We start from the raw sequence: 11,890 nt of genomic DNA on the forward strand, positions 1-11,890 counted from the left end.
CTTACGCCACGAGGATTGTGATTGCCGTCACATTTGCAGGGAAAAGATGGCCGGTTGCTTTCCCCGGACACTACGGGTAGCGGCAGGTCGCACGGTGATTCGGACGCTCAAGTTCCGCTTTGCGCAAGGGAGTTGCGTAAAGCACAGGGTGCGGGCGCCCCGCTCCCCCGGGCGTAATTTCCGGCCACCTTCGGCGTATTCCTATGTTTGGGCCCCGGGTAAGGATTCCGGTGATTCAGCCCGCGAAAACCGGCTGATCAGCCGCTTTCCGTCCGGCCCGGTATGCGCTCGGGCTCACCCCCCGGACCCGCTTGAACGCCGTGCTGAATCCGAACGGATCGGCATATCCCACCCGGTGCGCGACCGATGCCAGCGTGGCCCCCGGCTCGCCGAGCAGGTCCACGGCCAGCGTCATCCGCCACTCCGTGAGGTACGCCAGCGGCGGCTCCCCGAGCAGCTCGTGGAAGCGCTTGGCGAACGTGGAGCGCGACACGCCCGCGACCGCCGCCAGCGAGGCCAGGGTCCACGCCCGGTGCGGCGCCTCGTGCATCGCGCGCAGGACGGGACCCACGACCTCGTCCCCCAGCGCCCGGTACCAGGCGGGCGACGCCGCCTCGGGCCGGTCGAACCAGTCCCGCAGCGTGCACACCAGCAGCCAGTCCAGCAGCCGGTCCACCACGATCTGCCGCCCGGGCAGGCGCGCGGACAGCTGCGACTCCAGGTACCCGCGCATCGACGAGCAGTCGTGGTGGTCGTCCGGGACGACGAGCACGGGCGGCAGCACCTGCAGCAGCCGGCGCGGAACCTCCCCCGGCACGCGGTAGGCGCCCGCCATGAGCACTGTCCGCCCGTCCACGCCCCCGCCGGCCGGGTCTCCCGGGCCCGCCGCGTCCGGGCCGCCGCAGGACACCTCCCGCACGGGGCCGGCGACGCCCTCCAGGGAGTCCGGATCGTCCGTGAAGACGAACGGGTCCGGACCGCGCACGATCGCCGTCTCGCCCGCGGTCAGCCGCCGCGGCCCGCCCTCCGCCGGAACGAGCCAGCCCCCGCCGCGCAGCGGTGCGCACAAGGTCAGGAAGACGTCGTCGGTGAACCGCAGCGCCCACGGCGGCGACAGCACCGACCCCCCGAAGACGGCGCCGTTGGCACGCACACCCCGCAACAGATCATCGAAAGGGTCCATGGAGGGCACGATATGCGGCCTGCCGGACGGCTCGTCCGGGCGGCTCGTACGCCCGGACATGCGCCCCGGACTGTCGCCCATGGTGGGCGCCGCGGCCGGCGGGTTGGCTGTACCCATGACGAACACCGCTTCCAAGAACACGACTTCCCCCCACGACGTCCTCGTCCTCGGCGCGACCGGCAAGACCGGCCGCCGGGTCGTCCGCGCCCTCCGTGCCGCGGGTGTCCCGGCCCGGGCGGCGTCCCGCTCCGGCGAGGTCCGCTTCGACTGGACGGAGCCCGGCACGTGGGCCGCCGCCCTCGAAGGGGCCTCGGCCGTCTACCTCATCGCCCCGGACGAGGGGTACGAGGCGGTGCCCGTCTTCGTGCGGCAGGCCGTCGAGGCGGGCGTGCGCCGGTTCGTGGTCCTCTCCGGGCGCGGGATCGCGCACGTCGGGCCGGACTTCGGGCAGGGCATGGCCGTCGCCGAGGAGGCCGTCCGCGGCTCCGGCGCCGAGTGGGCGATCGTCCGGGCCAGCAACTTCAGCCAGAACTTCAGCGAGGACCTGTGGTGGCAGCCGGTCCGCGAGGGGCGTCTCGGGCTGCCGATCGGGGACGTGCCCGAGCCGTTCGTCGACGCGGACGACATCGCCGAGGTGGCTGCGGCGCTGCTCACGCGCAGCGGCGCCGAGCACACCGACGACGTGTACGAGGTCTCCGGGCCGCGCGGGCTGACCTTCGGCGAGGCCGTCGCGACGATCGCCCGCGCCACGGGGCGGGAGATCGCCTACGTGGAGCTGACGCCGGAGGAGTACCGCGCCGAACTGCTCGCGGCAGGACTGCCCGAGGCGGCCGCGACGGCCTTGAACGCGCTCTTCGCCCTGCACCGCGCAGGTCACACGGCCGAGCCCGCCGACGGGGTGCGGCGCGTCCTGGGCCGCGAGGCCGCCGACTTCGGTGTGTACGCCACGAAAATTGCCGCCACGGGGGCGTGGGCCCGGGTTGAATGACGTGATCACCGGCGGTGGGCGGGGCCACGGTCCGACCGGCCGCCGGCACCCCACACTCCCGGAGGAGTCGCATGGTCAGCACTCAGGCGCTGGTGGGCATAGCCGCCGTAGAACTCGGCATGGTCCTCACCCCCGGCCCCAACATGATCTACCTGGTGTCCCGTTCGATCACGCAGGGGCGGCGGGCCGGGCTCGTCTCCCTGCTGGGCGTCGCGGTGGGCTTCTTCGTCTACCTGCTGGCCGCCGTCGCCGGCCTCGCCACGCTCTTCAGCCTCGTGCCCGCCGTCTACACGGTCCTCAAACTGGCCGGCGCCGCCTACCTGGCCTACCTCGCGTGGAAGACCCTCAAGCCCGGCGGGGTCTCCGCGTTCGACCCGAAGCCGCTGCCGCCGGACCCGGCGCGCAAGCTCTTCACGATGGGCCTGGTCACCAACCTCCTCAACCCGAAGATCGCCATCCTCTTCATCTCCGTGCTGCCGCAGTTCATCGACCCCGACCGGGGCTCCGTGGCAGGTCAGAGCCTCGTCCTCGGCCTCACCCTGATCGCCGTCGCCGTCACCGGCAACGCCCTGATCGCCATGAGCGCCGGCTCCATCGCGGGCTTCCTGCGCCGCCGGCCGCGGTGGCTGCGGATGCAGCGCTACGTGATGGGCACGGTCCTGGCGGGCATCTCGGTACGGGTCGCGACGACCTGACCCGCCCGGCCCGGCCCGCCTGCGGGGGGCCTGCGGGGGTGTCCGGCCACCCCCGCGTGTGGAGACCGTTCACCACCCGCGGCCCCAAGTGTGTGTACGCCTCCCCTCCTCCACGGCGCCCCCGCGGCGGCATCGTGACAGTGCAGCCGGCTGCGGCTGCCGTGGTGCGAGGCATGAGGGGGAGTGCCGTGAACAAGGCGGCGATGGTGACGGGGCTGCGGCACGGGGGGCCGTTCCCGGCGGTGGGCGGGCCGATGGCGAGGACCGGGCCGGTGACGGGGCCGGGGGTTCCCGACGACCTCGTCGCCGAGATGGCCGAGGTGCTGTTCCGGTCGCTGCGCCGCAGCGACCAGCGCAGCAAGGGCGAGCAGTACCTGCACGGACTGCTCACGGCGAGCGGCCGCAAGACCATCCAGAACATCGCGGGCGCCGTCGGCGCGCCCGGCGGCCAGCAGAGCCTGCACCACTTCATCTGCAGCTCCACCTGGCACTGGAACCCGCTGCGCGAGGCCCTCGGCCGCTACGTGGAGGGCATCGCGCCCGCCCGCGCCTGGGTCGTACGGCAGCTGATCATCCCCAAGCGGGGCGAGCACTCGGTCGGCGTGCGCCGGCAGTTCGACCCCGAGCTGGGCGAGACGGTCAACGCGCAGCGCGCGTTCGGAGTGTGGCTCGCCTCCGGCGCGATGACCGTGCCGGTGCACTGGCGGCTCTTCCTGCCCGGCGGGGCCGATGGGGCCGATGGAGCCGACGGCCCCGCCGAGCAGGGCGCCGGCATCCCGGCGTCGGCGCTGCGCGAGGAGACCGCGGACGAGAGCGCGACGGGCACGGTCCTCGACGACCTGCGGAAGTGGAAGCTGCCGCGCCGGCCCGTCGTGCTGGACGTGCCCACGACGCGGGTCGGGCCCGCGGTGCGGCGCTTCGCCGAGGCGGGCCTGCCGGTGCTGGCCCGCGTGTGCGGCACGGCGCGCCTGGTCGTGGCCGACCCGGCGCTGCCGGGCCACGGCCTGGGGCCCGTTCCCGCCCTGCGGATCCTGCAGGGCGTACGGGGCCTGCGCCGCCGGATCGCGGGGGCCGGGCTGGTGGCGGCGGTCCCGGTGGCGCTGCCGGTGGGACACGGGCGGCTGTCGGCGGGCGGGCAGCGGCCCGGGCTGCTGCTGGGCGAGTGGCGCGACCCGGAGGGAGCGCCCGAGCGGATCTGGCTGACGGACATGGTCCGCACGCCCGCCGGCGAACTGGCGCGGCTGGCCCGCCTCGCCCACGACACGGCGGCGGACTGCGAGGAGGTCGGCGCGCGCGTGGGCCTCCGCGACTTCAAGGGCCGCTCCTTCCCCGGCTGGCACCGCCACATGACCCTGTCCTCGGCGGCGTACGCAGTCGCGTCCCTGACCTCGGCCTACGCCCTCACGGGCGAGGCGTTGTACGCCTGACGCCCGCGCTCGCGGCGGCTCCGGCCCCGGCTCCGGCTCCCGCTCCGGCGGTCATGGGTGCCGCGCACCCATACCCCCGCCGCAACGGCGCTCAGCCCCAACGGCGGCAACCGGCGGTGCCGCACCCGCCTCAGGCACGCCCGGCACCGCCGGACACGCCGTCGCCGCTTACTCACCGCCGCGGCGGAAGAATGCGCCCGGCCCGGCAGGGAAACGGATGCCCCGCGGAGGCGGGAGCCCCGCACCAGTACGCCCCGCCCCCCGCAGGGGCCCCCGCGCCTACCCCCCGTCCGGCCGCCGGCTCAGCAGGTGCCGCGTGCGCTGCAGCCGGAGCGCCAGCTGGATCTCCAGGGCCCGGTCCGGTTTCTGCCACGTCGGGCCCAGGAGTTCCGTGATGCGCTCCAGGCGACGGTAGACGGTGTTGGGGTGGACGTGGAGGACGTCCGCGGCGGCCGTCGCACTGCTGCCGGAGGCGAAGTAGACCTCCAGCGTGTGGGTGAGCTCGGTCAGGCGGAGCATGTCGTACTCGAGGACGGGGCCGAGCGCGGACTGGACGAAGCCGTCGACGTCGTGGTCCTCGGCGAGCAGCACGCCGAGGAAGCCGAGTTCGCCGGGCGAGGCGTAGCCTCCGGTGTCGCCGAGGGCGGTCAGGGCGTCCACGCAGCGCAGGGCCTCCTGGTAGGCCTGGTGGACCGCGCCGTCCCCCGTCACGGGGCCCGCGGCGCCGACCGTCACCGGGTGGTGCAGGAGCGGGGTGAGCTCTTCGGAGACGGCCTTGGCGGTGGCGCCGGCGTCGCTGCCGGGCAGCAGGAGCACGATGCTGCCGTCGAGCACGCTCTTCAGGCCGGACATCCGGTAGGCGTACGAGGAGGCCCAGACGACGGCCCGGCCCTGGGGCCCGCCTTCGGGCCGGGCGACGACCACGACGTGCGGCTGGGTGAGGTCGACGGTGAGGCGCCGGGCGCGGTCGGCGAGCCGTGCGGAGAGCCGGCGCCCGGAGAGGAGTTCGTCGAAGAGCTCGTCGCGGACCTGGCCCTCGACGAGGGCGGTGTTGCGCTGGATGAGCAGGAGGGTCGCGCAGACCTGGGCGGTCGAGTGCAGCAGCCGCACTTCCTTGTCGGTGGGCGGCTGCGCGGGGACGAGGACGAGCGCCCCGAGGGCCTCGGACCCGGCCGCGGCGGAGGCGACCCAGGCGCGCTCCCCGGCCCGGACGGGGGTGCGCCCGGCGTGGGCGTCGAGGACGGCCTTGGCGATGTCGGCCTCGTCGAGCGCGGACGGGGGCGGGTCGCCGGCGACGGCCAGGGTGCGCCCGTCGGCGTCGCGGACGATCAGCGCGCCGTCGAGGACGGCCGCGGCCTCGGCGGCGACGGCGGGCAGGTCGCAGCCGTCGAGCACGAGGTCGACGAGCCGGCTGCGGACGTCCGCGAGACGCCGTTCGGTAGTCAGGTAGGTGCGGGCGCGGGAGCTGTCCAGCTCCAGTTCGGTGACCTCGGCGCGGGCGCTGTCGAGGAGCCGGGCCTTCTCGATGGCGACGGCCGCGAGGTCGGCGAGCGAGCGCATCAGCCCGATCTCGTCGGGCGCGAAGTGCCGGATCTTGCGGTTGGCGCCGTAGAGCGTGCCGAAGACGGAGTCGCCGTGCTGCAGGGGCACGGACATGATGGCGTGCAGGCCTTCGGCCCGGACGACCTCGTCGATCTCCTCGGAGTGGGGGATGCGGTCGTCGCCGAGGTAGTCGGCGGTCCAGGAGGGCGCGGCCTTCCCGTGGACGACGCCGCCGAGGCCGTGGCCGCCGGCCACGCGCAGGCCCACGTTGAGGGCGGTGGTGTCGCCGTCGGAGGCGCGGATGCAGGAGCTTTCGCCGTCGGGGTCGAGGAGGCCGATGTAGGCCATGTCGAAGTTGAGGAGGCGGCGCGCCCGGCGGGAGATGACCTTGAGGAGGGTGTCCAGGTCGTAGGGGAGGGTGAGGTCGCGGGCGGTGTCGACGAGGGCGGTGAGCCCGGCCTCGCGCTGCTCGTGCCGGCCGAAGAGGGAGTGGACGCCGAGGGCGAGCTCCGTGGCCTGTTCGAGCTCGGCGAGGGCGGAACCGGCGAGGCCGCCGCGGCGGGCGTCGCGGACGAGGGCCTCGAAGCGGCTGGGCGGGGCTTCCTCCGCCAGCAGTCTGAGCACGGTGATCGCACTTGCCGTGGTGGAGCGCACGGCGCGAGTCATCTCCGTACCCCCAGAGTTCCCCAGAGTCGTCTCTCAGGACCCTTCGGGCGAAGCGTCCCCCCGCGGTGAACGTAAGCGGATTGGACTGGACCAGTCAACTTTGCCCGCTCTTGGGTGTACACCGTCCACAGCCCTCCCCACCTCATGCGGTGATCCGTCCACCTTCCCCTGACCTGCGGTTTCGGTAAGGGTTGACGAAGCGTGGCGCGCGCCGCAGCGAGCGCGCGCCGTTCTGACTGGGGGGACGAAATGCAGGAATCAGAACAGGCGGGCCAGGCAAGACAGGCAGACCGGGCAAGGCAGGCGGGCCGGGCGCAGCTGCAGAGTTACGTGCGTTCGCTGCGGCGCAGCGCGGAGTCGCTGCACCGGCCGGACCGGCCGGACGTCTTCGTCCTGGACGGCCGGGAGTGGGACCTGCTGGACGGCGTGTTCGCGCCGCCGTTCTCCGCGTCGACGGGCGTGGCGATGGAGCTGCTCGCGGCGGAGCAGCACGCCGCGGCGGGCGCGGGGAAGCAGGGGACGCGAGGAAAGCAGGGGAGGCAGGGAAGGCGGCGGTCCCTGCTGGAGATCGGCTGCGGCACCGGCGTCATCGCCGTGACCGCCGCCCTGACGGGCCACGACCGGGTGGTCGCCTCCGACATCAGCCCGCAGGCCGCCCGCAACACCGCCCTGAACGCCGCCCGGCACGGGGTCTCCGACCGCGTCCGCACCCTCTGCGGCGACCTGTTCGCCCCGCTCGCCGAGCTCGGCGGGGACGAGCGCTTCGACACCGTCTACTGGCACTCCAACTTCGTCAAGGCGCCGGAGCACTACGTCTACGGGTCGATGCACGAGCGCGCCTACGTCGACGCCGGGTACGCGGCCCACCGCCGCTACCTGGCCGGCGCGCACGACCACCTGGCGCCGGGCGGACGGGTCCTGCTGCACTTCAGCGACCGCGGCGACGTGCTCGGCCTGCGCCGGACGGCCCGCGAGTGCGGGCGCGGGCTGCGGGTCCTGCGCAGCCGGAGGGTCCGGGAGGGGCAGGAGACGGTCGAGCACATGCTCCTCGAAGTGACGGCGGCGCGAGCGGCCCTCAGACCCGCCGCCTGAGCACCGCGACCCCACCCCGGCACTCTCTTCACGGACTTCATTCACTGTGCGCACTCTGCTCGTCGACAACTACGACTCCTTCACCTACAACCTGTTCCACTACCTGGCCCGCGTGAACGGGCGGCCGCCGGAGGTCGTCCGCAACGACGACCCGGACTGGCACCCCGGCCGCCTCGCGGAGTTCGACAACGTCGTCCTCTCCCCCGGGCCCGGCACCCCGCTGCGCGAGGCCGACTTCGGGATCTGCCGCGCGATCGCCGAGCGCACCGACCTGCCGCTGCTGGGCGTGTGCCTGGGGCACCAGGGCATCGGGATGCTGCACGGCGCGACCGTGGGCCGGGCCCCGCGCCCGCACCACGGCCGCACCTCCCCCGTCCTGCACGACGGCAGCGGCCTCTTCGCCGGCCTGCCCTCGCCCTTCGAGGTCGTGCGCTACCACTCCCTCGCCGTCACCGACCTGCCCGGCGTGCTGAAGGCGACGGCCTGGACGCCCGACGGGGTGCTGATGGGCCTGGAGCACCGGGAGCGGCCGCAGTGGGGCGTGCAGTTCCACCCCGAGTCGGCGGGCAGCCACTACGGCGTCGAGCTGCTGGCCAACTTCCGCAGGCTGTCGCAGGAGCGGCGGCCCGCGGACCGGCCCTCGGTCGCACTCAGCCGGCCCCAGCAGGCACCCCCGGCACAGCAACCGGCCCCGGCCGCCGCCCACCCTCAACCCCACCCCCACCCCCGCCGCAGCCTGCGCGTCCTCGCCGAGCAGCTGCCCACCCGCTGGGACGACGAGACCGTCCACGCCCGTCTCTTCGGCGGCGCCGATCCGCACGATCCGCACACCTTCTGGCTGGACAGCAGCCGCCGTGACGGCGAGCTGGGCCGCTTCTCCTTCATGGGGGACGCCTCGGGGCCGCTCGCCCGCGTCGCCAAGGCCGACGTGTGGAGCTCGACGGTGACGGTGCACTCCGCCGGCGGCGCGGTCACCGACATCGTCTCGGGCGCGTTCCTGGAGTGGCTCGACCGCGACCTCGCGGCGACGCGCACGAGCGTCCCGGAGCTGCCGTTCGACTTCGCGCTCGGCTGGGTGGGCTACCTGGGCTACGAGCTGAAGGCCGAGTGCGGCGGCCGGGCCGTGCACCGCTCGGAGGAGCCGGACGCGTACATGGTCTTCGCCGACCGGGCCGTCGTCCTCGACCACGCGACCGGCACCACCCACCTGCTGGCCCTGGCCGAGGACGGGGCGGAGGACGGGTGCGGGAACGAGCGCGACGCCCGCGCCTGGCTGGCCGCGACCGCCCGCCGGCTCGCCGCCGCGACCGGCGAGGAGACCCCGTACGCCGGTCCCCCGGCGCCCCTGTCCGAGGCCCGCCTGCGCCACGACCGCTCCGCCTACCTGGGCCTGATCGACGAGTGCCTGGAGGAGATCGCGGCGGGCGAGACGTACGAGGTGTGCCTGACGAACATGGCCGAGGCGCGCGGCGACCTCGACCCCTGGCAGGGCTACCGGTACCTGCGCCGCTTCAGCCCGGCCCCGTTCGGCGCGCTGCTGCGCTTCGGCGACCTGTCGGTGCTGAGCACCTCGCCCGAGCGGTTCCTGCGCGTCGGCGCGGACGGCACGGCCGAGTCGCGGCCCATCAAGGGCACCCGCCCGCGCGGGGCCACGGAGCAGGAGGACGCGGCGCTGCGCGCCGAGCTGCTCGGCCACGAGAAGGACCGCGCCGAGAACCTGATGATCGTCGACCTGGTCCGCAACGACCTGGGCCGCTGCGCCGAGACCGGCAGCGTGGACGCGTCCGGCAGCTTCCGGGTGGAGACGTACGCGACGGTGCACCAGCTGGTGAGCACCGTGCGGGCCGCGCTCCGCCCGGACGTCTCGGCCGTGGACTGCGTCCGCACCGCCTTCCCCGGCGGCTCGATGACCGGCGCGCCGAAGCTGCGCACCATGCGCATCATCGACCACCTGGAGAACGGGCCGCGCGGCGTCTACTCCGGCGCCCTCGGCTGGTTCTCGCTGACCGGGGCCGCCGATCTCAGCATCGTCATCCGCACGGCCGTGGTCACCCCCGGCCGGGTCCGCTACGGGGTGGGCGGCGCGATCGTCGACCTGTCCGACGCGGCGGAGGAGTTCGAGGAGACCGTGGTGAAGGCGGCCCCGCTGCTGGCGCTGACGGCGCCGAGCAGCTCGCTCCAGCGCAGGGACCGCAGCCGCGCGGCGCGCTCGGCGAGCTCGCGCGTGGTGTGCACGTAGCCGGCGCCCAGGATCTCCAGGGAGTCCAGGACCCGGGCGGAGGCGCGGCCCCGGCCGGTGACGGCGTCGCCGCGCGGGTTGCCGCGCTCTGCGACGGCCTCCAGGGTCGCCGGGCTCATGGTGGTGATGGTGTCCCAGACGACGAGCTCGTCCACGTAGCGGGTGTCGGGGATGCCCGGCGTCCGTACGGCGGTGTCCGTCCAGCGCATCCGGTGCGGGCGGGCGCCGTGGGAGGCGAGCTCGCGCCAGGCGGGCCCGGCCAGCAGCTGCTCGTGGCAGTGGAAGACGAGCCGCGCCGAGGCGAGCGCGGCCTCCCCGCGCATCACCTGCGCCGCCTCGGACGAGGAACGGCACAGCTGCTCGTCGAAGGCGGCGTCCACGGGCGCGAGCGGCACCGAGACGACCGTCTGCAGCGCGGAGAGGTCGCGGCCCGCGCGGCGGGCGCGGCGCAGGCCGTCCAGCCAGGCGGCGGCCGCCAGGTCGTAGTGCCCGGGCGAGAGCACCGGACCGACGTCCACGCCGACGCCCTCGGCCAGGCAGTCGGCGGCCGCGGCCAGCCCCTCGGGGCCGGCGGGCAGGGCGACCAGGGCGTTGGGCCGGTCCACGGCCCGCCACAGGCGCAGCGCCGTCGCCGTGTCCGCGGCGGGGCCGACCTCCACCGCGACGTGCCCGTCGCGCCCGCCGGTGCGCTCGTGGACGGGCAGCAGCACGTCGCAGGCGCGCCGGGCCTCGGCGGCGAGCAGCGCCTCGGCGGCCGGCCCGGCCTCGCGCAGGGGGCGGCCCGGCCACGGGGCGCGGGCGCGCCGGCGCAGGGAGCGGGTGAGGGGCTCGGGCCCCAGGGCCAGCCCGGTGATCAGCCCGTCGTCGACGAGCCGGGCCAGCCGGCGCGGGTTGGGCTCGTGCCACCCGGCACCGTCCAGCCAGCGCGAGACGCCCTCGTCCGCCAGCAGGCTGATGACGCCCGCGCCGCACACCTTGTCACTCCTTGCCCTGCCGGATTCCCGGCAGCATCACATTTCCCGCAGCATCACATTCCCGGCAGCATTCGTACGAGACCGCGCCGCTCGATGCACGCCGCGGAATCCTCGGCGGAAATGCCGTACCAGTCAAGGAAGCTGAGGGTGCGTCGCGCGTCGGCGTGGCGCAGGTCATCCGCGCCGCCGCCCGCCGGCCCGGCCGGGGTTACCGTCGGCTGCCCGTCGAGGGCACCGAGGGCGTCCTCGGGCAGGGCGACGGTCGCGCCCGGCGCCGCGAGTTCCGCAAGCCCGGAGAGAATGTCACTTTCGCCGGAGCGGACGGGCGGGCCGCCGAGGGACCAGACGGGCCGGGGCTCCCGCGCACCGGCCGCGGCCAGGGCGCGCCAGCGCGGCGACGCGAGGAAGTCGTGGTGCGCGCGGCGGACGAGCCGGGCGGTGGCGAGCCCGGCCCGGCCGCGCAGCGCCGCCGTCTCGTGCCCGCCGACCGCGTCCAGCCGGGCGTCGACGACGGCGTCGATCCGGCGCACGGGCACCGAGGCGGCGGTGTGCAGGCGGGAGAGGTCCAGCCCGGCGGCGCGGGCGCGCTCCAGGCCGGCGCGGAAGGCGTCGAGGACCCGGCCGTAGCGGGCGGCCGAGCCGATCCAGGCCACGTGCACGCCGATGCCCTCGGCCAGCATGTCCGCCACGGCGGGCAGCGCCCGGGGCGCGGCCGGCACGCAGACCAGCAGGCCGGGGCGGGCGACGAGCCCGTGCAGGACGCGGGCCTCGCCCAGCAGCGCGGCGGCGTCCCCGGCACCGCGCACGGTGAGCTCGGCGGAGACCGGGCCGCCGCCCGCGGCGGACAGCGCGGCGCAGGCCCGGCGCAGCTCCTCCGTGGTGACGTGCGGGCCGCAGGCGAGGCCGGTGACCCGCCGGTCGTGGACGAGCCGGCGCAGCGCGCCGGGGGTGAGCCGGGCACGGCCGGCGTCCTCGATCCATACGGACACGGCCGGGCGGGCCGGCGCGCCGCTGCGGACCGGTCGGTCGAGGGTCGCGGTCAGGGGTCCTGTCATGGACCGGAACTCTGCGGCGCGCGGATCGC

At 75.2% G+C, this 11,890-nt stretch carries 8 protein-coding genes and 1 pseudogene; 5 read left to right on the forward strand and 4 right to left on the reverse strand.

Annotation, left to right across the window (positions count from 1 at the left end; genetic code table 11):
• Window positions 1–235: 235 nt before the first annotated feature.
• Complete coding sequence (locus ACFPP6_RS11025) at window positions 236–1,183, reverse strand: AraC family transcriptional regulator (protein ID WP_382039669.1); 948 nt, start codon at window positions 1,181–1,183, stop codon at window positions 236–238.
• Window positions 1,184–1,298: 115 nt separating this feature from the next.
• Between ACFPP6_RS11025 and ACFPP6_RS11030 the strand changes: the two genes are divergently transcribed.
• From ACFPP6_RS11030 to ACFPP6_RS11040, 3 genes are all read left to right on the forward strand, one after another.
• A complete protein-coding gene (locus ACFPP6_RS11030) occupies window positions 1,299–2,171 on the forward strand; it encodes an NmrA family NAD(P)-binding protein (protein ID WP_382039672.1) in 873 nt (290 codons plus the stop codon).
• A gap of 71 nt (window positions 2,172–2,242) precedes the next feature.
• On the forward strand, window positions 2,243–2,866 hold the full coding sequence (locus ACFPP6_RS11035; RefSeq protein WP_382039675.1) for a LysE family translocator: 624 nt from the start codon (window positions 2,243–2,245) through the stop codon (window positions 2,864–2,866).
• A gap of 254 nt (window positions 2,867–3,120) precedes the next feature.
• A complete protein-coding gene (locus tag ACFPP6_RS11040; RefSeq protein WP_465269369.1) occupies window positions 3,121–4,293 on the forward strand; it encodes an IS701 family transposase in 1,173 nt (390 codons plus the stop codon).
• Between the two features lie 279 nt (window positions 4,294–4,572).
• On the opposite strand, the gene ACFPP6_RS11045 is transcribed toward ACFPP6_RS11040, so the two are convergent.
• Complete coding sequence (locus tag ACFPP6_RS11045) at window positions 4,573–6,501, reverse strand: helix-turn-helix domain-containing protein (protein ID WP_382039680.1); 1,929 nt, start codon at window positions 6,499–6,501, stop codon at window positions 4,573–4,575.
• Window positions 6,502–6,831: 330 nt separating this feature from the next.
• Here ACFPP6_RS11045 and ACFPP6_RS11050 point away from each other — a divergent pair, with 330 nt between their 5' ends.
• Both ACFPP6_RS11050 and pabB read left to right on the forward strand, forming a co-directional pair.
• On the forward strand, window positions 6,832–7,593 hold the full coding sequence (locus ACFPP6_RS11050) for a methyltransferase domain-containing protein (RefSeq protein WP_382039682.1): 762 nt from the start codon (window positions 6,832–6,834) through the stop codon (window positions 7,591–7,593).
• A 46-nt stretch (window positions 7,594–7,639) separates the two neighbouring features.
• A complete protein-coding gene (gene pabB / locus ACFPP6_RS11055; RefSeq protein ID WP_382039685.1) occupies window positions 7,640–9,832 on the forward strand; it encodes an aminodeoxychorismate synthase component I in 2,193 nt (730 codons plus the stop codon).
• Here pabB and ACFPP6_RS11060 read toward each other — a convergent pair.
• Both ACFPP6_RS11060 and ACFPP6_RS11065 read right to left on the reverse strand, forming a co-directional pair.
• A pseudogene (locus ACFPP6_RS11060) lies at window positions 9,823–10,806 on the reverse strand (transaldolase family protein); the annotation flags it as partial. The gene pabB and the pseudogene ACFPP6_RS11060 sit on opposite strands and share 10 nt — an antisense overlap.
• Before the next feature lie 53 nt (window positions 10,807–10,859).
• Window positions 10,860–11,861: a transaldolase family protein gene (locus tag ACFPP6_RS11065; RefSeq protein ID WP_382039687.1), complete on the reverse strand. Its 1,002-nt coding sequence runs from the start codon at window positions 11,859–11,861 to the stop codon at window positions 10,860–10,862.
• Window positions 11,862–11,890 lie beyond the last annotated feature (29 nt).

Source organism: Streptomyces aureoversilis, assembly GCF_042657885.1.
GTDB classification, from domain to species: Bacteria; Actinomycetota; Actinomycetes; order Streptomycetales; family Streptomycetaceae; genus Streptomyces; species Streptomyces aureoversilis.